The following is a 23,645-nucleotide window of genomic DNA, read 5'->3' on the forward strand; positions in this document are numbered from 1 at the left end:
TGCGCCGCCGCTTCAGCCGATGTCCGGTCGACGCGGGCCCACCGTGATGACCACATACCCCTCGCCCGGACCCGGCGGACGGGTCCAGGAACGGGTGGTGAAAGAGTGCAGCCACCCGCGGTCGAGGGCCAGGCGGGGCAGCGTGACACCGAACGCCGCGGCGACGGCGGCCAGGGCACCGGCCTCGCCGTGCCGTTCCGCGTACCGGTCGCCGTCCCGCACCTCGGGGAAGAGGCGCTCCGGCAGCAGCGATTCCGGTATCTCCCCGGAACGCTCGCACCGCTCGCCGAAGACCGTGAACGCATACCGCTGTGTGCCGTGCTCCGCGACGGACAGGTGGAACAGCGCTCCCCTGTCGAATCTGTCGGGTGCGGCCCAGACCACCACGGCACGGCCGTGCCGGGACGCGGTGACGGCCGGGGAGACGAACCGCGTCTCGTCGAACGGCTGCGGATCGCCGTCGAACGCGAAGCTCCAGCCGTCCCCGGCCCGGCCGACCACGGCCACCGCCTTGTCGTCGTACGAGGAGGACATCCCGCCCGGATTCAGGGCCCGGCGCGCGTCCCACCGTGTCATCGGCTCTTCCAGCGTCGCGCCCTCCTCGGCGCCGAGGAGGGCGGGCAGCGCCGCGGGCTCCACGCCCTCCACGAGCAGAAAGCGGTACTCCCGGTGCCCACCGTCCGCCTCCGCGAGCCACGCGAGCCCTCCCGGGTCCACGTCGACCGCTGCCGCGACGGCCCCGGTCGCCTCCTCGCCCCGGGGCGTGGCCAGCAGCGTCCGGCACCGCTCCGGTGTGAGCACGGGGCCGAGCAGCGGATCGGCGGCGAGTCCGACCGGTGCGAGATGGTCGGGCTCCAGCGGCTGCCATGCGGGCAGCGCGGCGAGCAGCGTCCGCCAGGCCGCGTCCGTATCGCCCCAGCGGGCCTGCTCCCGGGCCTGCCGCACGGCGTCGCCGAACGGTCCGGGCGCGTGCTCCAGTTCCCCGGCCGGTCCGCCGGGGTCGCGGCGGTACCGGTCTCCGAGCAGCCAGGTGATCTGGTTCCGCAGTGCCCCGGCCCGGGGTCTGCCGAACTCCTGCGCCTCCGCGAGCACCGCCTCGGCCCGCTCGTACGCGCCCCGCAGCGCGTCCCGCCGGGCCTCTTCCACCCGCCGGTCCCATTCCCGCGTCGTGGCGTTCACGAAATCCGGCCGGTCCGCCCGCAACTGGTGGAATTCCCGGTAGGCGTCCTGCATGAACTCCCAGAAGGACGCGTGCCGTTCGGGAGGGGCGGCCCGCCATGGGGCCCAGGTGTAGACCGCCCATTCGCCGTGCTCGTCCACGTCCTCCGGGTCGAGCATGACGTCCACGGCGTCGGACTCCACGGCCAGTTCGAGGGCGCGGGTCCAGACCGTGGCCTCCAGGATCTCCTGGCGCGTCGCGTCCTCGGTCAGGTTCTCCTGGAAGATCTCGGCGAGCCCCGCGTCGTCCTCGTGCCAGCGGGCTTCCGCCGTGCCCGCCAGCAGCCACACGAACCCGCCCGCGTGCCGCCAGCCGTCGCTGACCTCCAGGAACGTGCGGTACGACGGTGGCAGCCGGTGCCCCAGACGCTCTTCGAGAGCGGCTATGCGCTCGGGCGCCGCGGGCGCGAAGCCCAGCCAGCGGGCGCGGTGGGCCTCGGCGTCGTCCCCGTCGTCCAGGTCATCGGGCTCGTAGGCATCCGCCCACTCCCCGCTCCACCGTGTGAGGAAGCCCTGCCAGTCGTGATCCGCGCCCGCTGTCCCAGTCATGTGTGCGATCGTCGCACCCGGCACTGACAACGCCCCTTCAGCCGGCTCCCAGCCGCAGCCGCAGGAACCGCGGCCGGTAGAGCCCGACGTCGCCGTTGAGCTGGGCGTCGGAGGGGGTGCCCGGCGGGCCGAGCCAGTTGATGTCGTAGCTGAGCAGGAGGTGGCCGGGGGTGCTGAACTCCGGGTGGGCCTGCGGGTTGTACGCGGCGACGCGGTGCTGCCCGGTGGGGTCGGCCGGGCGGGGCGGGGTGATGCGTCCGGTCGGGCCGTGCCAGGGTCCCTGGGCCGAGCACGACCAGTAGGTGGTGATGGACGACAGGGCGTTGCCGGGCTCCCCGGGCGTGTCCATGGACAGCAGCACCCAGGTGGCGCCGTCCCGTACGACGGTGAAGGAGCTGCCCACACCGCGCCCCTTGCCCGCGCGAATCACAGGCGTGGCCCGGCCGGCGTGCGGCTGCCAGTCCCGCCCGTCCCAGTACTGCCAGGCCCCGGCCTGCCCGAGCTGACCGGTGGGCACCCGTGCCAGGTAGGCGTTGGAGGTGGGGCGCGACGGCCCGTCGTCGCCGCCGTAGACGTACGTCCACGCGCCGTCCTGTACGGAAGCGGTGCCGTACAGGACGCGGCGCGCGGGGTCGGGTACGGAGGTCTGGTCGACGACCGGCGTGATGCCCTCCAGCCACAGGCCGGGCAGGGAGAGCGTGGCGACCTCGGTCGCGCGGGGGACGCCGAAGATCCACGGGTTCCGGCCCGGCGCGCGGTTCCACAGCAGGACCCGGACGACCTGTTCGGGTGAACCGGGTGTACGGGGTTCCACGTGCGCTTGCACGGGCCAGCGCCAGCCGTCCGGCAGGTCGGGGAAGAATGGGCCCGAGCCGCCCGCGCCGGTCAGGGTGCGCTCCAGACGGCCCGAACGGTCCATGACGACGAGCGAGTTGTGGATCAGGGCCGGGGTGCGGCCGGTATCGGAGGAGCGCCAGTGGTGCGGCTGTCCGAAGGGGTTGGGCGGCGGCTGGACGCGGTCGGTGAAGGTGTCGGAGAACAACCACAGGGTGCGGCCGTCGGGCAGCCGGACGGAGTGGGTGCCGTCGCCTGCGGTCCAGTCGTCCACCCGGGTGTTGTCGTTGCCGTAACGGGTGAACTCCTGGGTGAAGCCGGATTCGGCCGACCAGGAGGCCACCTTGCGCGCGGTGCACGCCGGGCCGGGGCGCTCGGGGAGTGCGAGGAGCAGCACGACGCCGGCGATCAGGGCGAGCGCCGCCGCCACGGCGACGGTCCGCCTCACCGGCACGCGCATGTCCCTCCTCGTCACAGTGGCGCGCCGCCCACCGTACAGAACCCGCCTCGGCGAGGGCCGCGAACCATCCCGACCTGCCAAGAATGCGGCGAACCGCCCACCACGGATGTCTACCGACGGGTAGCAACACCGCCGGAAGGGCGATCGTAGAGCTTCCCAACGGAGCAATCCCAGGTCAACGAGGGCAAGGTCACAGCCCGTGGCCCTGCTGCGGCTAACGACCGTTCGCCTAGCCTGCTGCCATGACCGCCCAGTCCCCCGAACTTCCTCTGGCCGCCGCGTTCCCGGACGCGGACCGCGAGCAGTGGCAGCGCCTGGTCGAAGGCGTCCTGCGCAAGTCGGGCGCCGCGGAGGCGACCGGCACCGCCGCCGAAGACGCGCTGGCCACCGCCCTTGAGGACGGCATCCAGATCCGTCCGCTGTACACCGCCGAGGACGCGCCCGAAGCCGCCGACGCCACCGGCCGCCCCGGCTTCCCGCCGTTCGTACGGGCCGGCCGCGCCACCGGCAGCACCGTCGCGGGCTGGGACGTACGGCAGCGGCACGCGGACACCGATCCGCGGCGCGCCAACGAGGCGGTCCTCGCCGACCTGGAGAACGGCGTCACGTCGCTGTGGCTGGCCGTCGGCGACGGCGGCGTGCCGGTGGCGGAGCTGGCCACCGCGCTGGACGGGGTCTACCTGGACCTCGCGGCCGTCGCCCTGGACGCGGGCGCGGACTTCGCCGGGGCGGCCGACGCGTGGTTCCGTCTCTGCGACGACAAGGGCGTGGCCCTCTCGGAGACCGCGGGCACTCTGGGCGCCGACCCGCTGGGCGTGCTGGCCCGTATCGGCCGCGCGGACGACCTGGCCGGGCGCCTGGAGGCGGCGGCCGGGCTGGCCCGGCGGTGCGCCGACGAGGCGCCCCGCACGCGCGCGCTGGCCGTGGACGCGCTGCCGTACCACGAGGCGGGCGGCTCGACCGCCGAGGAGCTGGGCTGCTCGCTGGCCACCGGCGTGGCCTACCTGCGGGAGCTGACCGCGGCGGGCCTCGGCGTGGACGCCGCCTGCGCGCAGCTGGAGTTCCGGTACGCGGCCACCGCCGACCAGTTCCTGACGATCGCCAAGCTGCGGGCCGCCCGGCGGCTGTGGTCGCGGGTCGCCGAGGTGTGCGGCGCCTCCCCCGCGGCTCGCGCGCAGCGTCAGCACGCGGTGACGTCCACGGTCATGATGACCCGTCGGGACCCGTGGGTGAACATGCTGCGCACCACCGTGGCGGGCCTCTCGGCGGGCCTGGGCGGCGCCGACGCCGTCACCGTCCTGCCGTTCGACGCGGCGCTCGGGCTGCCGGACGCGTTCGCCCGCCGTATCGCCCGCAACACCCAGTCGATCCTGCTGGAGGAGTCGCACCTGTCGAAGGTGATCGACCCGGCGGGCGGCTCCTGGTACGTGGAGCGGCTGACCGACGAGCTGGCCCGCGCCGCGTGGGGCTGGTTCCAGGAGATCGAGGCCGCGGGCGGGCAGGCCGCGGCGCTCGGCTCCGGGATGGTCGGCGAGCGGCTGGCCGCGACCTGGCGCAAGCGGTCCGAGGCCCTGGCGCACCGCCGTGAACCGGTCACCGGCGTCAGCGAGTTCCCGTTCCTGGCCGAGGCGCCGGTGGAGCGCGAGCCCGCGCCCGTACCGGCCGGCGGCGGGCTGCCGCGGGTGCGCCGGGACGAGGCGTACGAGGCGCTGCGCGCCCGCTCGGACGCACACCTGGCGGCCACCGGCAGCCGCCCGAAGGCGTTCCTCGCGGCGCTCGGCCCGGCCGCCGTGCACACCGCGCGTGCCACCTTCGCCTCCAACCTCCTCCAGGCGGGCGGCATCGAGCCGGTGCACGATCCGGTGTCGGTGGACGCGGAGTCGGCGGCGGAGGCGTTCCGGGCCAGTGGCGCGGGCATCGCCTGCCTGTGTTCGAGCGACGCGCTGTACGCCGAGCAGGCCGCCGGGGTCGCCGCGGCGCTCAAGGCCGCGGGCGCACGTCAGGTGCTGCTGGCCGGGAAACCGGGCGAGCAGCGGGAAGCATATGTACGAGCCGGAGTGGACGCGTTCGTCTTCGCGGGCTGCGACGCGGTCGAGGTGCTGACCTCGGCCCTGGATGTCATGGAGGTGGCGTGATGGAGCACGCGACAGGGCAGGCGGGCGCCATCCCGGACTTCAGCACGGTCGAGCTGGGCGAGCCGCAGGCTCCGGAGGGCGACGCGGCGCAGTGGACGGCCGCCGTCCAGGAGGCCACCGGCAAGGGCGTCGACGACCTGGTGTGGGAGACGCCCGAGGGCATCGAGGTCAAGCCGCTGTACACCGGCGAGGACCTGGCCGGGCTGGACTTCCTGCGTACGTACCCGGGCATCACGCCGTATCTGCGCGGCCCGTACCCGACCATGTACGTCAACCAGCCCTGGACCATCCGGCAGTACGCGGGCTTCTCCACCGCCGAGGAGTCCAACGCCTTCTACCGGCGCAACCTGGCGGCCGGTCAGAAGGGCCTGTCCGTCGCCTTCGACCTGCCGACCCACCGCGGCTACGACAGCGACCACCCGCGGGTGACCGGCGACGTCGGCATGGCGGGCGTGGCCATCGACTCGATCTACGACATGCGGCAGCTCTTCTCCGGCATCCCGCTGGACAGGATGACCGTGTCGATGACGATGAACGGCGCGGTGCTGCCCGTCCTCGCCCTGTACATCGTGGCCGCCGAGGAGCAGGGCGTACCGCCCGAGAAGCTGGCCGGGACCATCCAGAACGACATCCTCAAGGAGTTCATGGTCCGCAACACCTACATCTATCCGCCGCGCCCCTCGATGCGGATCATCTCCGACATCTTCGCGTACACCTCGCAGAAGATGCCGCGCTACAACTCCATCTCCATCTCCGGCTACCACATCCAGGAAGCGGGCGCGACGGCCGACCTGGAACTGGCGTACACCCTCGCGGACGGCGTGGAGTACCTGAAGGCGGGCATCGACGCGGGGATGGACGTGGACTCCTTCGCGCCGCGGCTCTCCTTCTTCTGGGCGATCGGCATGAACTTCTTCATGGAGATCGCCAAGCTGCGGGCCGCCCGGCTGCTGTGGGCCAAGCTGGTCCGGCGCTTCGACCCGAAGAACCCCAAGTCCCTTTCCCTGCGCACCCATTCGCAGACCTCCGGCTGGTCGCTGACCGCACAGGACGTGTTCAACAACGTCACGCGCACGTGTGTGGAGGCGATGGCCGCGACGCAGGGCCACACCCAGTCGCTGCACACCAACGCGCTGGACGAGGCCCTGGCGCTGCCCACCGACTTCTCCGCCCGTATCGCCCGCAACACGCAGCTCTTCCTCCAGCAGGAGTCGGGCACCTGCCGGGTCATCGACCCCTGGGGCGGCAGCGCGTACGTCGAGAAGCTGACCCACGACCTGGCGCGCCGGGCCTGGCAGCACATCGAGGAGGTCGAGGCGGCCGGCGGCATGGCCAAGGCCATCGACGCGGGCATTCCGAAGCTGCGCGTGGAGGAGGCCGCGGCCCGTACGCAGGCGCGGATCGACTCGGGGCGGCAGGCGCTGATCGGCGTCAACAAGTACCGGGTGGACACCGACGAGCAGATCGACGTGCTGAAGGTCGACAACTCCGCCGTGCGCGCGCAGCAGATCGACAAGCTGCGGCGGCTGCGCGAGGAGCGCGACGAGACGGCCTGCCAGGACGCGCTGCGCGCGCTGACCGCCGCCGCCGAGGCCGGCCCGGGCCAGGGCCTGGAGGGCAACCTGCTGGCACTGGCCGTGAACGCGGCCCGCGCGATGGCGACGGTCGGTGAGATCTCCGACGCACTGGAGAAGGTCTACGGGCGCCACTCCGGGCAGATCCGTACGATCTCCGGTGTGTACCGAGACGAAGCGGGCCCGTCCTCCGGCGTGGACCGGACCCGGGACCTGGTGGCCGAGTTCGAACGGGCCGAGGGGCGCCGGCCGCGCATCCTGGTCGCCAAGATGGGCCAGGACGGCCACGACCGCGGCCAGAAGGTGATCGCGACGGCCTTCGCCGACCTGGGCTTCGACGTGGACGTCGGCCCGCTGTTCCAGACGCCGGCGGAGGTCGCCCGGCAGGCGGTGGAGGCGGACGTGCACATCGTCGGCGTCTCCTCGCTGGCCGCCGGACATCTGACGCTGGTGCCCGCGCTGCGCGAGGAGCTGGCGGCGCAGGACCGGGAGGACATCATGATCGTGGTGGGCGGGGTGATCCCGCCGGGCGACATCCCCGCGCTGCACGAGGCGGGCGCCGCGGCCGTCTTCCCGCCCGGTACGGTGATCCCCGATGCCGCGTACGACCTGGTCAAGGACCTCGCCGGGGTCCTGGGCCACGACCTGTGAGCCACTGCGCCGATGCCTGAGACACCCCGGCCCCGAGCGGCCCGCAAGCGACCGACGATCGACATCGACCAGTACGCGGCGGGCGTGCGCGAGGGCTCCCGGGCCTGGATCGCGCGCGCCATCACGCTCGTGGAGTCCACCCGGGCCGACCACCGGGCGCTGGCGCAGCGGCTGCTGGTCGAACTGCTGCCGTACGCCGGCACGGCCCGGCGGGTGGGCATCAGCGGAGTGCCCGGGGTCGGCAAGTCGACGTTCATCGACGCGCTGGGCTCCCAGCTGACGGAGGCCGGGCACCGGGTCGCCGTGCTCGCCGTCGACCCGTCGTCCAGCCGTACCGGCGGCTCCATCCTGGGCGACAAGACGCGGATGGCGCGGCTCGCCGCGGACCCGGCGGCGTTCGTACGGCCCTCCCCCACCTCGGGCACGCTCGGCGGGGTGGCGCGGGCGACGCGGGAGTCCATCGTCGTGATGGAGGCCGCGGGTTACGACGTGGTGCTCGTCGAGACGGTGGGCGTCGGCCAGTCGGAGACGGCCGTCGCCAACATGGTCGACACGTTCCTGCTGCTCACCCTCGCCCGGACCGGCGACCAGCTCCAGGGCATCAAGAAGGGCGTGCTGGAGCTGGCCGACCTGGTGTCGGTCAACAAGGCGGACGGGCCGCACGAGCGGGACGCGAAGTCGGCGGCCCGGGAGCTGTCCGGCGCGCTGCGCCTGCTCCAGCCGCCGGACGCGGCCTGGACCCCGCCGGTCCTGACGTGCAGCGCCCGCGAGGGCACCGGTCTGGACACGGTGTGGGACCGCGTCGAGCAGCACCGCAAACTGCTGGAGTCCACCGGGGCGCTGGCGGACAAGCGGCGCGAGCAGCAGGTCGACTGGACGTGGTCGATGGTCCGCGAGCAGCTGCTGAACCGGCTCCGGGACCACCCCGGGGTGCGGGACGTGGCTCCGGAGGTGGAACGGGAGGTACGGGCGGGCACGCTGACGGCGACGCTCGCGGCGGAACGCATCCTGGACGCGTTCGGGATGCCGGGCGGCGGCGAGCTGTAGGACGCCGGTTCCTCACGCCGGGGACATCACCTCGTACAGGTTCCCGGCGTCGTCCTTGAAGAAGAGGCCGCGCGGGCACAGCGGGTGGTCGGTGCTGCCGTTGTCCGGGTGGGCGGGTTCGCTGCCGTAGGGAATTCCGGCTTCCCGTATACGGGCGAGGATCGCGTCGAAGGTGGCCGGGTCCACGTCGAACGCGAGGTGGTGGCCCTCCGGTTCCGGCACCGCCATGAAGTCGAGGGTCAGCTGATCGTTGACGCGGACCGGCGCGAAGTGCCCGTCGCGGCCGGCCGGCAACAGTTCCTCCAGCCCCATGACCGAGGCGAAGAACCGGGCCGCCGCGCGGTGGTCGGCGGCGGGCACGATGGTGTGGTTGAGCGTGACGGGCACGGGCCCTCCCCTGGGGTTGCTGAGGCGCACCACCGTACGGAGTGAGTACTCACTCCGTCAATGCCCGGCCCCCGAAATGCGCGACCGCCGCCGCCTCGAACCTCCGCTCCGCCACCGAGGCATAGGTGTCCGCGCGCCGCACCAGACACAGCGTGCGGCGGCAGCCCGGTACGTCCAGGCGCAGCCAGCGGACCGGCGCCTCGGCCGACTCGTTGCGGGCGATCTCCGGGATGAGCCCGATGCCGAGCCCGGCGCCGATCATGAACTGGGTCGCGGCCGGCTCGTCGCCCTCGCAGGTGATGACGGGGCTGCGGCCCGCCGCCGCGAACAGCCGGTCCAGCAGTTCACGCTGCCAGTGCCCGCGGCGGGTGGTGACGAACGGCTCGTCCGCGACCTCGTCCAGGCCGACGCGCTCGCGCCCGGCCAGCCGGTGGCCGACCGGCACGGCCAGCAGCACGTCCTCCTCCCTGAGCACCACCGACCGCAGCCCGGCGCCGCTCAGGGGCTGCGAGGCGATGCACAGGTCCACCTCGCGGTCCCGGAGCTGACGGGCCATCACCTCCGCCGTCGACTGATGGAGCCGGATCTCGACTCCGGGGTGCGCGGCCCGGAAGGCGGACAGCAGCGAGGTGAGCGTCAGCAGCGTCTCGGCGGCGACCACGACCCGCCCCTGGTCCAGGCCCGCGGCGTCCGCCAGTTCGCGCCGCGCGTCGTCCAGCTCGCCGAGCGCGCGCTCGACGCGGCGCAGGAAGGCGGCGCCGTACCGGTTGAGGCGGATCGACCGCCCCTGCCGGTCGAAGAGCGGCACGCCCAGCTCCGCCTCCAGCCGGGCGACCGTCCGGCTCACCGCGGGCTGTGCGACCCGCAGTTCGGCCGCCGCCCGGCTGATGTGCTCGTGCCGGGCCACCATCCGGAACGTCCGCAGGGCCGTCAGGTCCACGCCGGCCCCCGCTCAGACGGTGAGGCCGCCGTCGACGGGCAGGACCGCGCCCGTCACGTACGAGGCCCGGTCGCTGAGCAGCCACGCGGCGGCCTGCGCCACCTCTTCGGGGGCGGCCGCGCGGCGCAGCGGGGTGCGGGAGGTGAGCCGGTCGAGGAGGCCGGGTTCGCGGGCGGCCCAGTCCTCGATCATGGCGGTCATGGTGGTTCCGGGGGCGACGGCGTTGACGCGGATGCCCTGCGGGCCGTACTCGACGGCGGCGGTCTGGGTGAGGCTGTTCACGGCCCGCTTGGAGGCGCCGTACAGGCTCATCCCGGCGGACGGCTTGAGGCTGCCGACGCTGCTGTTGTTGACGATCGCGCCGGTGCCGGCGGTGGCGAGGATCGCCCGTATCTCGGCGGCCATCGCCAGCCAGACGCCCCGGTGGTTGACGGCGGTGATCCGGTCGAACTCCGCCACGGGGATCTCGGCCAGCGGGGCGTGCGCGATGCCCATGCCCGCGTTGTTGAACGCGCCGTCCAGGCGGCCGTGGCGCTCGACGGCCGTGTCCACCACCCGCTGTACGGCGTCCGCGTCCGCGAGGTCGGCGACGACGTGCTCGGCGCTGCCGCCCGCCGCGCGTATCTCCTCGGTGACGGCGGCCAGTTCCGGTTCGGTCCGCGCGGTCAGCACGACCGCGGCGCCCTCCCGCGCGAACAGCCGCGCCGCGGCGGCGCCGATGCCCCGCCCCGCCCCGGTGATCAGCAGAACCTTGCCGTCCAGCAACCGCCCGCCGTCCGTACCCGGTTGTTGCGTACCCGTCGTCTGTGTCATGCCGATCATTGTGCAGGAGGCCGCGGGAACGCTCCGCCGTGGCCGTGGTCTGCGCCGTGGCCTCCGTGTCCGTCGTGCCCGGGTACGGTGCCGTCGGGCTTGGCGATGAGGAGGAGCCCCGCCAAGCCCATGTCGGAGTGGCTCTGGACCTGGCAGTGGTACCTCCAGGCTCCGGCATCCGCGCCCTCGCCCGCGACGAACTGGAAACCGAAGGAGCCGGCGGGGCCGGTGATCTTGTTGTCGATGGGTCGTCGCCCCACCGGACACCGACACGCCCCCGCCGCGCACCTCCGCGACCACCGAGGGGCAGCGCAACTCGGACGGCGACCACACCGGGCGCGCCACCGTGACGGTCACCGCCACCGGCGCCGGTTCCGGTGTCGCCGCGACCGAGTACTCGCTCGACGGCCGCCGGTACGCGTCCGGCCGCATCGGCCTCCAGGTGCGCGGGGCGTCCGACGCGAGCTCGTACCGGCGGCACGGTGGTTGGCGCGCACGGGGCGGCGGGTGCGGGTGCCGCCGCCCCGTTCCGGCATCAGCGGATGTTGACGTCGATGCAGGCGTAGAAGGCGTTGGCGGTGTCCGCGACGTTCCAGACGGCGAGCACCTTCTGCTTGCCCTTGATGCCCTGGAAGTTCACGTTGTGGGTGACCGTGGCCGGCGGCTTGGCCCCGTGGTCGTTGATTTCGGCGATCTTGCGGCCGCCGATGAAGTACTGCCAGGTGCTGGTGCGGTGCTGGGCCGTCAGCCGCCAGGTGAAGTTCTGGGAGCCGCCCACCGAGGTGGCCTTCCAGCCCTTGCTGTCGTCGTCGAGCTCCCGGAACCGGGCGTTGCCGCCGCTGCAGCTCTTGAGGCCCTTGGGGCCCTCGACGCTCTGCGGCTCCCACTTGATGTCTCCGCAGGAGACGGTGCCCGCCGCACACTGGGCCTGGCGGCTGGCCGGGGCGTTCACATAGCCGTGCGCGCTGGCCGAGCCGGCCGGCAGGGTCACGACGAGCAGCGGGGCCAGCGCGGCGCCGACGGCGGTGGCGATCTTTCTCTTCTGGTGCATGTCGACTCCTTCACGGTGGAGGCCCGGCCCGGGACAGACGTCTGCCGGCGCTGTCGCGCCGTACGTCCGGTTCGGGTGGACCTCGCTGGTGGGGGTGGGTGACGCGAAGGTGTGGTGCACGACGCGCGGGGACCGCTGCCGCCCCGGTGGTGCGGTGCCGACTGGGTGGGGAGGACCGGATTCCCGTGCGCCAATTGGTCTAGACTTTACCGATCGGCAGGCCCCGGTCAAGAGGTCGGACTTCAACTTCTTATACCCCGGGCGTCACTTGAGCCCCAGAAGGAACTACCCCGTTCAGACCTTGGGAATGTCGAAATACCGGTTCATGTTGGCCGCCAGCCCCAGATCGCCGGACACCTTGATCTTGCGGGTGAGCACCATCGTCACCGGACTGCCGTTGCCCGACACCAGCCGCAGGAACTCCGCGTCGCCCATCCGCAGCGTCAGCCGGGGCTCGGCCGCGCCCGTGCCTTCGCGGACCGTGCAGACCCCGTCCGCGAGCGTGGTCTCGTAGACCGCCTCCCGCTCGCCGGTGATCCGCCAGCGGATCACCGCGCGCAGCTCCCCCGCCTCCTCGGGCCGGAACTGCCGCTCCATCCGCCCGAAGATCTCACCGAGCACCCGGTCCCGCAGCTCACCGCGCGCGAGGTCGGTGATCTCCCGGGCCGACAGCCCCTTCACGATCCGCGCGAACTCCTGCGGCGTGACGCTCGCGAAGTCCAGCTCGGCCAGCAGCGACCTGACGTCTCGGGCCACGGCACTCTCCTCATGACGGAAATCCACTTCCAGCATGGTGCACGCCCGGCATACCGGACCGCCGCCCGGGGCCGCCCTCCGGCGCGTCCCGGCTTCCCCACCCGCCACATCCGGCCGCCGGGGCACCGCTTCGCGCCGTTCCCGCGCGGCGGGCGGCCCGCAAGGGGTTGGCGGCGCACGTACCGGTTACCCGTTGGCCTGTGCACCGCGCGGAGGCGGCCGTTCCGACGTACGCGCCTCCCCTCCCCCCGCAGCGCACCGGACCAGCGGCCGCGGCCTCCGCACGGCGCGCCGGCGGGAGGTGGGGCACCGGGAACAAGGAGCACCGCCATGTCCGGAAACCGGAGCGTCCGCCGCGTCACGCTGGCCGCCGCCCTGTCGGCCCTCGCCGTCACCGCGCCCGCCGGAGCCGGCGCCGCCGCGCCCGCCCCCGCGCCGGCCGGCGACCAGGCCGAGGTCCCCGCCCGCAGCGGCAGTACGGAATCGGCCGTCGACCGGGTCGCCGACTTCTACGGCAGCTATCTCGACGTCGTGCACGACCAGGGCCGCGGCACGCTGGCGGAAGCGCTGCGCGTCCACTATCTGACCCCCGAGCTGCGGGCGCACCTGGCGAACTGGGAGCGGCGCGAGCACGCGGACGGCGTGCTGCGCGCCCAGGACGCCCCGCGGGCCTGGCGCGTCACGTACAACGACAGCGCCATGGGCCGCGCCTGGACCCGCGTCCGCCTCACCTTCGGCAGCGCCGAGCACCCGCGCCACACCCATCTGCTCGTCACCTGCGACCTCAATACTCTGCGGATCACGGACATCCAGCCGGACACCGGGAAGTAGCCGCACGGCCGCCCCCGCCTGCCCGTACGCGCACGGCCGTCCCCGCCTGCCCGTACGCGCACGGCAGCCGCGCCGGGCCGCGCTTGTGCAGCGCGGACCCGGCGCGGCGTCCCCCGTCCGGCCGGTTTCCCCCGTTCGGCCGTCGTCCCCCGTCGGACGGTGTCAGCAGTTCAGGTAGGCGACGTGGATCCAGACCCCGGTGCGGCCGCCCCACAGGTCCCCCATGATCCAGTTGCCCTGCTGCCCGCGCGCGTTCAGCTTCTGGCCGGCGTTGACCTTCCCGAGGACCGGGAAGTTCTCGCCGGGCCCGCCGCGGAAGTTGACCCCGTTGTCGTTGACGGTGCACACCTGGGCGGCGGCCTTCTGCGCGGCGTGCGACGGCGCGGCGGAGCGCTCCGGCTGCGCGGCGGCGTGGGCGGCGCCGGTGGTGGCGAGGAGGCTGCCGGCCGCTGCGGTCGCGACGGCCAGCTTGGCGATGGTCCTGGTGACTGCGGTCCTGCGCATGGTGCGTGTCCTTCCCGTGCTGCTTTCCCCGTGGTGTGCGGTGGGCGCTGCCGTTGCCGTGCAGCTCCCTGCCTTACGAGATCCACCGTGCGCCGCGATGGGCCGCAGCGGTACCTGACGTCTGTCAGGACCGGAACAACACCGCAGGTCACAGGGGTGTCAACGGGAGTACCGGGCGAGCTGGCGGGCCACCCTGTCCACGTAGTCGCGGGTGCGGGCCGGCACGCCGCCGGTGTCCAGGACGACCCGGCTGCTGGTGCGGTAGCCCGCCGCGACCAGCTCGGGCAGGCCGTCGCGCAGCCCGCCCGCCTTGAACTGCTGGGCGAGCCAGCACAGGTAGGAGCCCATGGAGGCGATGGCGTCGGGCGGCGACCAGTAGTCCTTGCGGCCGTCGTGGTCGCCGTCCACGGCCCAGGCGTGGAAGACGCGCGGGGTCCACATCGCGATGCCGTACTCGTCCTTGCGCCGCGCGTGCGGGTCGAAGCCGCTCTCCGTCTTGAGCATGGCGGCGATCAGAGCGGGCGTCACCTCCTGCTCCGCGCAGCGCTCGGCGGCCCGGGTGATGTACGGGCGCAGGGCGCGCGGTACGTCGGAGTCCTCCGGCAGCGCCCCGGCGATGCCCCCGGCGGACGGCGAGGCGGAGGCCGAGGCGGGCGATGACGCGCCGGCGGCTGCCGGGCCCGACCTGCTGTCGGAGGTGAGCAGCACACCGGCGCTCCCGGCCAGGGCGAGGAGCAGCGCGGCACCGGCGGCCGGCAGCGCCGGACGGCGTGCGGCACGGCGCCGTACGCCGGGCGCGTCGCACAACCGCCGTACGCGCCGGGGCAGCTCCGCTGCGGTGTGCCGGGCTCGCGACGCGTGGTCGGGCAGCAGGCAGTCACCGATCAATTCCCGCCACCCCGGCGGCAGTTGCCCGTCCAGCCGGAGCGGCGCGCCGCCGTGCGCGTACGTCTGCGCGGCGAGGGCGCGGGCCCGTGCCGTACGGCCGGGGAAGGGGTGCCGGCCGCCGGTGAGCACCTGGTGGGCCAGCACGCCGTACGCCCAGATGTCGGCCGTGGGGCGCACCGTCGCGCCGCGCTGCCCGGTGCGCTGCGACCACCACTCGGGCGGTACGTGGTCGAGCGAGCCGAGCGGCGGTACGTACGCGTGGCTGCCCTCCAGTTCGGCGGCGAGGCCGAAGTCGGCGAGCCATGCCGTGCCGTCCGGCGCGAGAAGGATGTTGGCCGGTTTCAGGTCCCCGTGCACCCAGCCGCGCCCGTGGAGGTGGGCCAGCCCGTCGGCGACCTCCCGCAGGAGCCGCGGCCCGTCCCGCAACGGGACCCCGGCCGCGTCGGCGAGCAGGTCCCGCAGGCTGCGCTCGGCCCGGTCCATGACGAGGGCGGTGAGCCCGTCCAGTCCGGGGTGGTCCGGGTCGTCGATGGTGAGTGCCGCGTGGGTCCGTACGAGGTGCGGATGGTCGGCCTCCAGGCTGAAGCGGACCTCCCGGCGGACCAGTTCGTCCATCCAGGCGCGCTGGCCCGGCGCGAGCAGGTCGGTGCGCAGGATCTTGACGGCGGCCTGGCGGCCGTCGGCGGTGTGCTCGGCGGCGTACACGCTGCCCCAGCTGCCCGCCCCGATGGGCCCGCCCAGCCGCCAGTCGCCGATCCGGTAGCCGGGCCGGATGCCGGGCGGCGGGGTGGCACTCGCTCCGTCCATCGCGCGCCCCTCAGACCGCCCGGCGCCTCACCGCCGGCCTCCGGGGGCCAGCAGGGCGAGGTGCTCCTCGCGGATCAGATCGAAGCGCAGCGCGAAGGTGACGAGTTCGTCGCGCTTGCCGCCGCCGCGGGCGTCCGGCTCCGCCGGGCCGCCGGCGCGCAGCCGCAGCTTCACCGAGGTCAGGTAGTCGATGTGGTAGTTGACTGCGGAGCGGGTCAGCCCGCGGCACGCCTCCAGCGGGCGCAGCCGCTCCAGCACGTCGCCGACGCCCGGCACCGCGCCGCTGGAGGCATCGCGCAGGCGCGGCTCGCACAGGGCGAGGAGCACGAGGAAGTACTTCGAGGTCGGGTCGAGCGCGAAGGGGCTCATCGTCGGCTCGCCCACCCCGTCGTACGGTGCGCCGTCCAGGTACGCGTGTTCCGGCGCGAACACCTTGAAGGACGCCTCGCCCCGCGTCGCGGGCAGCAGCACCCGGGAGAACTCGAACGGCACCGGAGCCCCGAGCCGCCCCGGCGCGACCTTGATGTGCTCCCCGGCGCCCTCCATGTTCTCCACGACGCAGGTCACCGCGCGGCTGAAATTGGACAGCCGCCAGTAGTCCTCCGCGGCGGTGAGCTGCCCCGCCAGCCGTGAGACGCCCGGGTCGGACAGGGGGACGGCCACCGGCGCGCCCGGCGCGCCGCGCCCGAAATCCGCGGTGTCCCCCGGTCCCAGCCGCAGCAACCGCGGCCCACCACGCCCTTCGCCCTCCCCTTCGGGCAGTTGCACGATCACGGTGTCCATGGCTCTTCCCCCGTTTCCGCCGTTCCCGCACCGGCACGTCCACCCGTACCACGCGCCGCCCCGGCATCCGGCTCCTGGAGGGCGGTGGTTCCGGCCGATCCCGGGCGGTGCGGGCGGGGGCTGCCCACACCCGGCGGTCCGGACCGGACCTGACGCCATGCCGGATGCTTCGCCGCAGGTCAGCTCCCTGTCCCGCTGGTGGGATAGGTTCGGTCGACAGTCCGTTCGCCCAGGAGGTTGTCCGTATGCCCATCGTCGTCGCCACGATCAGGACGAAGCCCGGCGAGCTGGAGACGGCTCTCGACGTCTTCCGTTCGCACGCGCCGGCCGTCCATCAGGAGGAGGGCTGCCTGCTGTACGCGGTGCACGCGGGCGAGGACCGGGTGGTGGTCGTGGAGAACTGGGCGGACCAGGCAGCGCTGGACGCCCACTCCCGGGGCGCGGCGCTCGCGGAGATCGCGAACGGGGTCAGCGGGCTGCTCGCGGCACCGATGGATGTGGCCGTGCTGGACGCGGTGCCGATGGGCGACCCGGGCAAATCCACGCTTTGAGCACATCCGGCGAGATGGCATCGGCAAAAGACAGGCAAACACTCCGTCAATTCCTCGCCATTGAAAACCTGTCATTTCGGACGATGCGCAATTTCCGCGCGCGGCCGGCGGTCCGCAATACGCGGCCGCGGCCGCGCGTATACCTTCCCGGCGGCCCCGCCCCCCGTTAACCGGCCATTCTCGCGAGCCGCCGAGGGCCGCCCAGCAGCAGCCTGACCTGCCGCTTCCCGTACCCGAATTGCGGGCGCGCGAGGCCGCCGCACGCGCGAACGCCCGCGGCGTCCCGCCATTGTTGGCCAGATATCCCCGCCTCGGTAAAAGGCCCGCCAACGCACGTTCGCGCCAACTTGGAACCCTTGATCGACGGCCGTTAGCATGGAAATGGTTGTCCGGGGCAACTAACGACCCGTCATGCCCCGGGATCTAGGAGGAATCACCTATGCCCGACACCGCGCACGACTTCCGCACCTACGTGGAGGAGAACCTCGACGCGCTGGGGGCCGACCCCGGGCGCGTGGCGCTGGTGCACCAAGGGCGACGCGTCACCGCGGGTGAGTTCCGCGCCCTCGTCCACCGCATGGCCCGCGCGATGCGGAAGCAGGGCATCGACCGCGGCCGGACCGTCACACTGCTCAGCGGCAACCTGCCCGAGACCGTCGCCGCCCGCTACGCCGCCAACCTCATCGGCTGCCGGGTCAACCACCTCTACAACAAGCTCTCGGCCGACGTGCAGGCCACCATCGTCAAGGACGTGGAGACCGCCGCGCTGATCGTCGACCCCCGGTTCGACGAGCGCGCCGCCGAGCTGACCGCGCTGGCCCCGGTGCCGACCGTACTGACCCTGGGCCCCGCGAAGACCGGCACCGACCTGCTGGAACTGGCCTCCGCCGAGAGCGACGAGCCGGTGCCGAGCGGCGCCCGGCCCGAGGACATCTGCACCATCCGCCACACCGGCGGCACCACCGGCCACCCCAAGGGCATCTGCACCACCTACGGGCAGGTCCGCACCTTCGTCGCCGACAACGACGAGGACGCGGGCGACGCCAAGGTGCTGTGGGAGCGCCCCGCCGACCAGGAGGGCAACCGGCTGCTGGTGTGCACCACGCTGGCGCACGCGGCCGGCATGATGGCCGACGTCACGCTGCGCGAGCACGGGCTCGTGGTGCTCCTGGAGGACTTCGACCCGGCCGAGGTGCTGGCGACGATCGAGCGGGAGAAGATCACCCACCTGTTCCTGCTGCCGCCGCTGCTCTACCGGCTCACCGACCACCCGGACGCCGCCACCACCGACACCTCCAGCCTGCGCTGCCTGACCTACGGCGGCTGCCAGTCCTCGCCCGCCCGCATCGCCGACGCCATCCGCCGCTTCGGCCCGGTGCTGGTGCAGTTCTACGGGCAGAACGAGGCCGGCGGCATCAGCGTGCTGCCCGCCGAGGACCACGACCCGGACAACCTGGAGCGGCTGCGCTCGGCCGGCCGCGTCCTGCCCAACGTCGAGGTCGCGGTGCGCGACGAGAACGGCCGCGACCTGCCGCGCGGTGAGCACGGCGAGATCTGCATCCGTTCGGCGAGCATCATGCAGGGCTACTGGAAGCAGCCCGGGCTGACCGCCGAGGTGCTGCGCGACGGCTGGCTGCACACCGGCGACATCGGCTTCCTGGACGCCGACGACTACCTGACCATCGTCGACCGGATCAAGGACATGATCGTCGTGGTGGGCGGCCATGTGTACACCACCGAGCTGGAGGACCTGCTCAACTCGCACCCCGGCGTCCTGCAGAGCGCCGTCTTCGGTGTGCGGGACGAGGACCGGATGGAGCAGGTGTACGCGACCGTGGTGCTCGCCGACGGCGCGGACGTCGACGCGGACCAGCTGCGCGCGATGGTGCGCGAGGCGCGCGGCGCGATGTACGAGCCGGCCCACATCGAATTCGTCGAGCAGCTGCCGCTGACGGACGCCGGCAAGCCGGACAAGAAGCAGCTGCGCGCGCAGGCGACCCGTACGGCCGTCTGACGCCACGGAGCACGCCCGGACCGGCCCGCCGCCTCACCGAGGCGCGGGCCGGTCCGTCGTACGTGGCGGGCCTGCCCGGACGAGCGGGACCGCCACCCGGAGCAGCGCGCCATGCGGGCCCGCCCCGCCCCGCCTACGCTCGGTACGGTCACCGTCACCAAGGGCTGTCCGGCCGGGCCGCCCGTCCACGAGCACAGGCACGGAGGCTCGCCCATGCCGGAGCTGTTCATCGGGGGTCAGTGGACCGCCGCGGCCGACGGGGAGGTGCGCGAGATCCGCTGCCCGGCGGACGGCACACCGGTCGCCACCGTCGACGAGGCGGGCGCCGCGGACGCGGCCGCCGCCGTCACCGCGGCCCGCGCGGCGTTCGACGACGGGCCGTGGCCGCGCACCCCGGCCGCGGAGCGCGGGCGGCTGCTGCTGCGCGTCGCCGACCTGCTGGAGCGCGACAAGGACACGTACGCGCGGGCCGAGTCGCTGGACACCGGCAAGCGGTTCGTGGAGAGCCAGTACGACATGGACGACATCGCGAACTGCTTCCGCTACTTCGGCGATCTCGTGGCGTCCGGCAACGACGGGCGGGTGGTGGACACCGGGCAGCCCGAGGTCGACAGCCGGGTGGTGTACGAGCCGGTCGGCGTCTGCTCGCTGATCACCCCGTGGAACTACCCGCTGCTGCAGACCGCCTGGAAGGTGGCCCCGGCCGTCGGCGCGGGCGACACATTCGTCCTCAAGCCCAGCGAACTGACCCCGCACACCGCGATCCTGCTGATGCGGACGCTGGCCGAGGCGGGGCTGCCGGACGGGGTGGCCAACCTGGTGCTCGGCGCCGGCGGCGCGGTCGGCGCGCCGCTGACCACCGACGAGCGGGTGGATCTGGTGTCCTTCACGGGCGGGCTGGTCACCGGGCGGCGCATCATGGCCGCCGCCGCGCCCACCGTGAAGAAGATCGCGCTGGAGCTGGGCGGCAAGAACCCCAACCTGGTCTTCGCCGACACCGACTTCGACACCGCCGTGGACTACGCGCTGATGGCGGTGTTCCTGCACTCCGGGCAGGTCTGCTCGGCGGGCGCGCGGCTGCTGGTCGACGACGAACTGCACGACGACTTCGTGGACGAGATCGTGCGCCGGGCGCGCGCGATCCGGCTGGGCGGACCCTTCGACGAGGACGCGCGCAGCGGGCCGCTGATCTCCGCCGAGCACCGCGACAAGGTGGAGAAGTACGTGGCGGCGGGGCTGGCCGAGGGTGCGGTGCTGCGCTGCGGCGGCGAGCGCCCGGACGACCCGCGCCTGCGGAACGGCTTCTTCTATCTGCCGACCGTGCTGGACGAGTGCTCCCCCGGGATGTCCGTGATCCGTGACGAATCGTTCGGCCCGGTGCTGACCGTGGAGCGGTTCCGCACCGAGGAGGAGGCGGTGGCGCTCGCCAACGACACCGTCTACGGGCTGGCCGCGGGCGTCTGGACGCAGAGCGTGGAACGTTCGCACCGGGTGGCCGCCCGGCTGCGGGCCGGCACCGTGTGGATCAACGACTTCCACCCGTACGTACCGCAGGCCGAGTGGGGCGGCATGAAGCAGTCCGGCGTCGGACGGGAGCTGGGCCCGGCCGGGCTGGCGGAGTACCAGGAGGCCAAGCACATCTGGCGCAACACCGCGCCCCGGCCGCAGCGGTGGTTCGAGTGAGCGGCGCCGGGCCCGCGGCGGGCGGGACGGCGGACGGCGGCGGGCAGGGCGACGGCGCGGACACCGCGCCCGCTGGGGAGGAGACCGATACCTCCAGCGACGACGATTCGCTCGCGGAGCTCGGCTACAAGCCCGAACTCAAGCGCACCCTCGGCAACTTCCACACGTTCGCGGCCGGCATCAGCTACATCTCGATCCTCACCGGCACCTTCCAGCTCTTCTACTTCGGTGTCAACCACGGCGGGCCCGCCTACTGGTGGTCCTGGCCGATGGTCTTCTGCGGCCAGCTGATGGTGGCCCTGTGCTTCTGCGAGATGGCCGCCCGCTACCCGGTGGCCGGCTCGGTCTACAACTGGTCCAAGAAGCTCGGCGGCCCGCACGTGGGCTGGCTCGGCGGCTGGATGATGATGACCGCGACCATGGTCTCGCTGGCCGCGGTGGCGCTCGCCTACCAGGTCACACTGCCGCAGATCTCCTCGTTCTTCCAGTTCGTCGGCGACGGCAGCGGCCGCACCGACCAGGCCGCCAACGCGGTGCTGCTCGGCGCCGTGCTCGTGGTCTTCACCACCCTGGTCAACGCCTTCGGGGTCAAGCTGATGGCGCAGATCAACTCGGCCGGGGTGGCCATCGAGCTGATCGCGGCCCTCGCGCTGATCGTGCTGCTGGCCGCGCACATCACCCGGGGCCCCGGCGCGGTCACCGAGACGTACGGGCTGGGCCGGGAGGAGTCGCTGGGCTACCTCGGCGCGTTCCTCACCGCCTCCCTCGCCTCCGCGTACGTCATGTACGGCTTCGACACGGCGTCCTCGCTCGGCGAGGAGTCCAAGGACCCCGGCCGCAACGCGCCGCGCGCCATCCTGCGGGCCCTGTTCGCCTCGTTCCTCATCGGCGGCCTGATCCTGCTGTTCGCGCTGCTGGCCACGCCCGACCTGCACGACAAGCGGCTGGCCGTGGACGGCCTCCAGTACGTCGTGCTGAGCGCGCTCGGCACGACCATCGGCGACATCATGCTGTGGTGCGTGGTCATCGCGATCACGGTGTGCGCGCTGGCCGTGCACACCGCCGGCATCCGGCTGGCGTTCGCCATGGCCCGGGACACCAACCTGCCGGCCGCCTCGCTGCTCGCCCGGGTCAGCCCGCGCTTCCAGACGCCGGTGGCGCCCGCGGTGATCATCGGGTGCATCGCGGTCTGCATCCTGCTGGTCAACATCAACCAGCCGCAGATCTTCTCGGTGATCACCAGCATCGCCATCATCATGATCTACGTGGCCTATCTGATGGTCACCGTGCCGATGCTGGTACGGCGGCTGCGCGGCCAGTGGGAACCGGCCGAGGGCAAGTTCTCGCTGGGCCGCTTCGGCCTGCCGGTCAACATCCTCGCCGTCCTGTGGGGCACCGCGATGGCCACCAACCTCGCCTGGCCGCGCGCCGAGGTCTACAACGCGAACGGCCCCCAGCACTGGTACCTGCGCTGGGGCGCCTTCCTGTTCGTGGGCATCGTCGCTGTCGGCGGCTTCACGTACTACTGGTTCATCCAGCGCAAACGCACCTGCGTCCTGGCGGGCCACGCGGCGGAGACCCCGGCGGAGGAGCCGGACGGGCCTGAAGGGCAGGGCGCCGCCGCGGCACCCTGATCCGGCCGCGCCCTCCGCGCCCCACAGCACCCCGGTCCGCGGGCTCCCCAGGGAGCCCGCGGACCTCGTCGTACCCCGGCAGCTAAACGGAATTTCACATTCCGCCAGCCCGGCGCACACCTGTACCAATCTGTGACACAAATATCCGTTTCTCCAGGCAACCGATCATGCCGGTCCAGCCGTCTGGATGGTCGGCGGTTGCCGACAACCGGCCCGGCGGTCCGTGACCGCGCCGGGGTCCGGGGTGGTGCCCGCCACAGCCAGTTGTGTTGCTTTGGAGGGAACCCCACGTGCACGTCAGATCAGCCCGTCGCACAGTCCTGCTGTCCGCCGCCCTGGCGGGGGCCGCGCTGCTGACCGCGTGCGGAGCGGAGGGCGGCTCGCAGGCGGCGGACAAGCCGGCGGCGAAGGTGACCGTGACCCCGGCGGCGGGCAGCAAGTCGGCCAAGCTCGGCTCGCCGATATCCGTGAAGGTCTCCGGCGGCAGCCTGACCGCCGTCGAGGCCAAGGACGAGAAGGGGGAGAAGGTCGAGGGCAAGCTGTCCGGCGACGGTACGTCCTGGACCTCGGCCGGCAAGGTCAAGCCGGGGACCACGTACACCGTGCACACCAAGACGAAGTCCGGCGACGGCAAGGAGTCGGCCTCCGACGCGAGCTTCACCACCGAGAAGGCCGACAAGGTCAACAAGCTCACCAACACGCCGTCCAACGGGCAGACCGTCGGCACCGGCATGCCGATCTCGATCCTGTTCGACAACCCGGTCGACAAGGACCAGCGCGCCGAGATCCAGAAGTCGCTCAAGGTCACCACGCAGCCGCAGGTGGAGGGCGCCTGGGGCTGGGTCAAGGATTGGTCCGGCAAGGACCGCATCGACTGGCGGCCGAAGACCTACTGGCCGTCCGGCACCAAGGTGTCGGTCAAGGGCGGCCTGGGCGGCGTGAATTCCGGCAAGTCCGGCGGCTGGTTCGCGCGCGACTACGACTTCGGGTTCACCATCGGCCCGGACCACAAGGCCGTCATCGACGTCCCGTCGCACAGCATGACCCTGTACGAGAACGGCAAGGCCGTCGGCACGATCCGGGGCTCCGCGGGCTCGCCGCAGGACCCGACGCGCGGCGGCGTGCACACCGTACGCAGCAAGAACGCCGCCGAGACGATGGACTCCTCCACCATCGGCCACGGCAACGAGTGGATGCTCGACTCGAAGTGGGTGACCCACCTCACCGCGTCCGGCACCTTCCTGCACTCGGCGCCCTGGAACAAGTCGATCGGCGTGGTCAACAACAGCCACGGCTGCTTCGGCATGACGACCTCGGACGCCAAGCGGGCCTACGACTTCCTGACGATCGGCTCCACCGTCGAGGTGAAGAACACCTCCAGCACGAAGAAGACCGATGTCGGCAACGGCCTGGAGGTCTGGCAGGAGAGCTGGGAGCAGTGGCAGCAGCGCAGCGCCGTGAAGTAACCGTTACGGCGGCGGTGCCGCGCGGGCGCTTCGGCGCCTGACTGTGCGAGCGTGTGGTGGGGCTCCCCC

The 23,645-nt window shown here is 72.9% G+C and carries 19 protein-coding genes and 1 pseudogene; 9 read left to right on the forward strand and 11 right to left on the reverse strand.

The genetic code is table 11. From position 1 onward, the window contains the following. Positions 1 to 12 precede the first annotated feature (12 nt). Complete coding sequence (locus ADK86_RS16945; protein ID WP_053697324.1) at positions 13 to 1,767, reverse strand: SMI1/KNR4 family protein; 1,755 nt, start codon at positions 1,765 to 1,767, stop codon at positions 13 to 15. Between the two features lie 37 nt (positions 1,768 to 1,804). Then, complete coding sequence (locus ADK86_RS16950) at positions 1,805 to 3,061, reverse strand: DUF4185 domain-containing protein (RefSeq protein ID WP_053697325.1); 1,257 nt, start codon at positions 3,059 to 3,061, stop codon at positions 1,805 to 1,807. Positions 3,062 to 3,303: 242 nt separating this feature from the next. On the opposite strand from ADK86_RS16950, the gene ADK86_RS16955 reads away from it, so the two are divergent. Genes ADK86_RS16955 through meaB form a run of 3 tightly spaced genes read left to right on the forward strand, consistent with a single transcriptional unit; the run spans position 3,304 to position 8,468 of the window. Beyond that, positions 3,304 to 5,196 carry a methylmalonyl-CoA mutase family protein gene (locus tag ADK86_RS16955; protein WP_053697326.1) on the forward strand — a complete coding sequence of 631 codons (1,893 nt, stop codon included), beginning with the start codon at positions 3,304 to 3,306 and terminating at the stop codon, positions 5,194 to 5,196. Further along, positions 5,196 to 7,421, forward strand: coding sequence for a methylmalonyl-CoA mutase (scpA, locus tag ADK86_RS16960; RefSeq protein ID WP_053697327.1), 2,226 nt, complete (start codon positions 5,196 to 5,198; stop codon positions 7,419 to 7,421). Before ADK86_RS16955 ends, scpA begins: the two co-directional genes overlap by 1 nt. Before the next feature lie 12 nt (positions 7,422 to 7,433). Further along, the gene (gene meaB / locus ADK86_RS16965; RefSeq protein WP_053697328.1) at positions 7,434 to 8,468 is read left to right on the forward strand and encodes a methylmalonyl Co-A mutase-associated GTPase MeaB; all 1,035 of its coding nucleotides are present in this window, start codon (positions 7,434 to 7,436) and stop codon (positions 8,466 to 8,468) included. A 12-nt stretch (positions 8,469 to 8,480) separates the two neighbouring features. Here the strand turns inward: meaB and ADK86_RS16970 are convergent, their stop codons facing one another. The 6 genes and pseudogenes from ADK86_RS16970 to ADK86_RS16995 form a co-directional block, all read right to left on the reverse strand. Beyond that, positions 8,481 to 8,855, reverse strand: coding sequence for a VOC family protein (locus tag ADK86_RS16970; RefSeq protein ID WP_053697329.1), 375 nt, complete (start codon positions 8,853 to 8,855; stop codon positions 8,481 to 8,483). Between the two features lie 49 nt (positions 8,856 to 8,904). Then, complete coding sequence (locus ADK86_RS16975) at positions 8,905 to 9,795, reverse strand: LysR family transcriptional regulator (protein WP_053697330.1); 891 nt, start codon at positions 9,793 to 9,795, stop codon at positions 8,905 to 8,907. 12 nt (positions 9,796 to 9,807) lie between these two features. Beyond that, on the reverse strand, positions 9,808 to 10,608 hold the full coding sequence (locus tag ADK86_RS16980; RefSeq protein WP_053697354.1) for an SDR family NAD(P)-dependent oxidoreductase: 801 nt from the start codon (positions 10,606 to 10,608) through the stop codon (positions 9,808 to 9,810). 5 nt (positions 10,609 to 10,613) lie between these two features. Beyond that, a pseudogene (locus ADK86_RS16985) lies at positions 10,614 to 10,853 on the reverse strand (multicopper oxidase domain-containing protein); the annotation flags it as partial. A gap of 290 nt (positions 10,854 to 11,143) precedes the next feature. Further along, entirely contained in the window at positions 11,144 to 11,659 is a 516-nt protein-coding gene (locus tag ADK86_RS16990; protein ID WP_030593473.1) for a lytic polysaccharide monooxygenase auxiliary activity family 9 protein, read from the reverse strand. 294 nt (positions 11,660 to 11,953) lie between these two features. Next, on the reverse strand, positions 11,954 to 12,415 hold the full coding sequence (locus ADK86_RS16995) for an SCP2 sterol-binding domain-containing protein (protein WP_234345898.1): 462 nt from the start codon (positions 12,413 to 12,415) through the stop codon (positions 11,954 to 11,956). Between the two features lie 330 nt (positions 12,416 to 12,745). Here ADK86_RS16995 and ADK86_RS17000 point away from each other — a divergent pair, with 330 nt between their 5' ends. Continuing rightward, the gene (locus ADK86_RS17000; RefSeq protein ID WP_063789017.1) at positions 12,746 to 13,246 is read left to right on the forward strand and encodes a hypothetical protein; all 501 of its coding nucleotides are present in this window, start codon (positions 12,746 to 12,748) and stop codon (positions 13,244 to 13,246) included. Positions 13,247 to 13,408: 162 nt separating this feature from the next. Here ADK86_RS17000 and ADK86_RS17005 read toward each other — a convergent pair whose 3' ends face one another. The 3 genes from ADK86_RS17005 to ADK86_RS17015 form a co-directional block, all read right to left on the reverse strand. Further along, positions 13,409 to 13,750, reverse strand: coding sequence for an SH3 domain-containing protein (locus tag ADK86_RS17005; RefSeq protein ID WP_053697333.1), 342 nt, complete (start codon positions 13,748 to 13,750; stop codon positions 13,409 to 13,411). A gap of 159 nt (positions 13,751 to 13,909) precedes the next feature. Continuing rightward, a complete protein-coding gene (locus ADK86_RS17010; RefSeq protein WP_053697334.1) occupies positions 13,910 to 15,445 on the reverse strand; it encodes a protein kinase domain-containing protein in 1,536 nt (511 codons plus the stop codon). Positions 15,446 to 15,472: 27 nt separating this feature from the next. Continuing rightward, positions 15,473 to 16,228, reverse strand: coding sequence for a hypothetical protein (locus ADK86_RS17015; RefSeq protein WP_053697335.1), 756 nt, complete (start codon positions 16,226 to 16,228; stop codon positions 15,473 to 15,475). 245 nt (positions 16,229 to 16,473) lie between these two features. On the opposite strand from ADK86_RS17015, the gene ADK86_RS17020 reads away from it, so the two are divergent. The 5 genes from ADK86_RS17020 to ADK86_RS17040 all read left to right on the forward strand — a co-directional run bounded on the left by ADK86_RS17020 (position 16,474) and on the right by ADK86_RS17040 (position 23,576). Next, on the forward strand, positions 16,474 to 16,779 hold the full coding sequence (locus tag ADK86_RS17020; RefSeq protein ID WP_053697336.1) for a putative quinol monooxygenase: 306 nt from the start codon (positions 16,474 to 16,476) through the stop codon (positions 16,777 to 16,779). A 439-nt stretch (positions 16,780 to 17,218) separates the two neighbouring features. Further along, positions 17,219 to 18,793 (forward strand): AMP-binding protein, encoded by a 1,575-nt coding sequence (locus ADK86_RS17025; protein WP_053697337.1) that lies wholly within the window; start codon positions 17,219 to 17,221, stop codon positions 18,791 to 18,793. Between the two features lie 213 nt (positions 18,794 to 19,006). Continuing rightward, on the forward strand, positions 19,007 to 20,476 hold the full coding sequence (locus ADK86_RS17030) for an aldehyde dehydrogenase family protein (protein WP_053697338.1): 1,470 nt from the start codon (positions 19,007 to 19,009) through the stop codon (positions 20,474 to 20,476). Beyond that, complete coding sequence (locus ADK86_RS17035; RefSeq protein WP_053697339.1) at positions 20,473 to 22,110, forward strand: APC family permease; 1,638 nt, start codon at positions 20,473 to 20,475, stop codon at positions 22,108 to 22,110. The genes ADK86_RS17030 and ADK86_RS17035 overlap by 4 nt, the downstream gene beginning before the upstream one ends. Positions 22,111 to 22,400: 290 nt before the next feature. Then, on the forward strand, positions 22,401 to 23,576 hold the full coding sequence (locus ADK86_RS17040) for a L,D-transpeptidase family protein (protein ID WP_030593499.1): 1,176 nt from the start codon (positions 22,401 to 22,403) through the stop codon (positions 23,574 to 23,576). Positions 23,577 to 23,645: the final 69 nt, after the last annotated feature.

The organism is Streptomyces sp. NRRL F-5755 (assembly GCF_001279365.1).
Lineage (GTDB): Bacteria > Actinomycetota > Actinomycetes > Streptomycetales > Streptomycetaceae > Streptomyces > Streptomyces rimosus.

Bases quoted from the DNA above. Each gene is read 5' to 3' on its own strand.
- ADK86_RS17030 (WP_053697338.1), top strand. From the start codon at position 19,007: ATGCCGGAGCTGTTCATCGGGGGTCAGTGGACCGCCGCGGCCGACGGG.
- ADK86_RS17000 (WP_063789017.1), top strand. From the start codon at position 12,746: ATGTCCGGAAACCGGAGCGTCCGCCGCGTCACGCTGGCCGCCGCCCTG.
- ADK86_RS17010 (WP_053697334.1), bottom strand. From the start codon at position 15,445: ATGGACGGAGCGAGTGCCACCCCGCCGCCCGGCATCCGGCCCGGCTAC.
- ADK86_RS17005 (WP_053697333.1), bottom strand. From the start codon at position 13,750: ATGCGCAGGACCGCAGTCACCAGGACCATCGCCAAGCTGGCCGTCGCG.
- meaB (WP_053697328.1), top strand. From the start codon at position 7,434: ATGCCTGAGACACCCCGGCCCCGAGCGGCCCGCAAGCGACCGACGATC.
- ADK86_RS17025 (WP_053697337.1), top strand. From the start codon at position 17,219: ATGCCCGACACCGCGCACGACTTCCGCACCTACGTGGAGGAGAACCTC.
- ADK86_RS16980 (WP_053697354.1), bottom strand. From the start codon at position 10,608: ATGACACAGACGACGGGTACGCAACAACCGGGTACGGACGGCGGGCGG.
- ADK86_RS17020 (WP_053697336.1), top strand. From the start codon at position 16,474: ATGCCCATCGTCGTCGCCACGATCAGGACGAAGCCCGGCGAGCTGGAG.
- scpA (WP_053697327.1), top strand. From the start codon at position 5,196: ATGGAGCACGCGACAGGGCAGGCGGGCGCCATCCCGGACTTCAGCACG.
- ADK86_RS16945 (WP_053697324.1), bottom strand. From the start codon at position 1,767: ATGACTGGGACAGCGGGCGCGGATCACGACTGGCAGGGCTTCCTCACA.
- ADK86_RS16990 (WP_030593473.1), bottom strand. From the start codon at position 11,659: ATGCACCAGAAGAGAAAGATCGCCACCGCCGTCGGCGCCGCGCTGGCC.
- ADK86_RS16955 (WP_053697326.1), top strand. From the start codon at position 3,304: ATGACCGCCCAGTCCCCCGAACTTCCTCTGGCCGCCGCGTTCCCGGAC.
- ADK86_RS16950 (WP_053697325.1), bottom strand. From the start codon at position 3,061: ATGCGCGTGCCGGTGAGGCGGACCGTCGCCGTGGCGGCGGCGCTCGCC.
- ADK86_RS17015 (WP_053697335.1), bottom strand. From the start codon at position 16,228: ATGGACACCGTGATCGTGCAACTGCCCGAAGGGGAGGGCGAAGGGCGT.